This window comes from Citrobacter sp. Cs237, assembly GCF_030332325.1.
GTDB classification, from domain to species: Bacteria; Pseudomonadota; Gammaproteobacteria; order Enterobacterales; family Enterobacteriaceae; genus Citrobacter_A; species Citrobacter_A sedlakii.
This window is the reverse complement of the sequence record NZ_JAOWIB010000012.1, coordinates 1-1,061: the sequence shown is the minus strand read 5'-3', so window position 1 is coordinate 1,061 and position 1,061 is coordinate 1. Positions and strand designations below refer to the sequence as shown.

Below are 1,061 nucleotides of genomic sequence, written 5' to 3'. Positions count from 1 at the left end.
AAGATGGCGGAAATTATCAACAGCCGGGATCGAAACCGCCTGAAGGCCTATGACAAGACAGCGCTGAAAGCCTGGTCTGCAACAACCGGCGACAGCGAAGATGAAATATTATTGTCCCAGTATACAAAAAATGAGCTGGAAGGTGGAAAAGCCAGAATACTCCCCATTCGATGGGAAGATTATGATATCAGGATTATGAACAAAGGACGAATGGTGCAGTTCTACAATAGATCAAATACTACCTATTCCCCATTAACTTATAAATATACTGACAAAGATGGTGATGAGTTTATGGGCTCTTATGCTCCTGTGTTCTCACTAATTGACGGTGAGTTCACCCCTATTATTTAACATCATTTATATAACCTAAATTTTATATTAATATATGGATTACATATATTATATCTTCTTAAGTAAAAATAACGATAATGAAACTGGATATAACGGAACACCACAAAAGTGAGAAAAACATATGAAAAAGAAATATATCATTCCGGCAATCATATTAACAGGAGGTATTATGTCATTAACAGTCTTCGCCGGTAGTCATCCGCAGAAAATACGTAGCCTGTTTAATATCCAGCGGGCTTACTGCGCCATTAAGACTAATGGTGTTACCGGATTCGGCAACCGTAAGTCTGCCTGGCGTGGACGTGGCGGCGGAATTTCCAGCACCAACGCCTTAATGCTGATGGAAAACGGCGAAAATGAAATCGGCCTGGAGATTGGCGCGCTGGGCTGGTTTTCTGATAAGCCCCTCTCCCCGGAAGAGAGGGGGCACTTTGATCCACAATCCGCCTGCAGTCTGGAACTGGTGCGGTTTAACGGAGAGGAAAAACAGACGCTTTCATCAATAAAAGTAACCATCAGTCCACAAGGTTTACCTGAAGCACAGCCTGACAGTTCACATTCCGTCACCCGAACCAGAATTCTGGCGGAGCAGAGCATTCCGGGGCATTTTGACCCAGATTATTTCGATAACACCTATTTTCCACAGGGGATGGAACTCTACCGGTTTACACAGAAAGTAACGGTAAGCGGTATTCCGGACTGGGCATGGG

Annotated in this window: 2 pseudogenes; both read left to right on the top strand. The window is 43.7% G+C overall.

The window, feature by feature from the left end:
* A pseudogene (locus OGY07_RS00075) lies at positions 1–351 on the top strand (hypothetical protein); the annotation flags it as partial.
* 169 nt (positions 352–520) lie between these two features.
* A pseudogene (locus OGY07_RS00070) lies at positions 521–1,061 on the top strand (hypothetical protein); the annotation flags it as partial.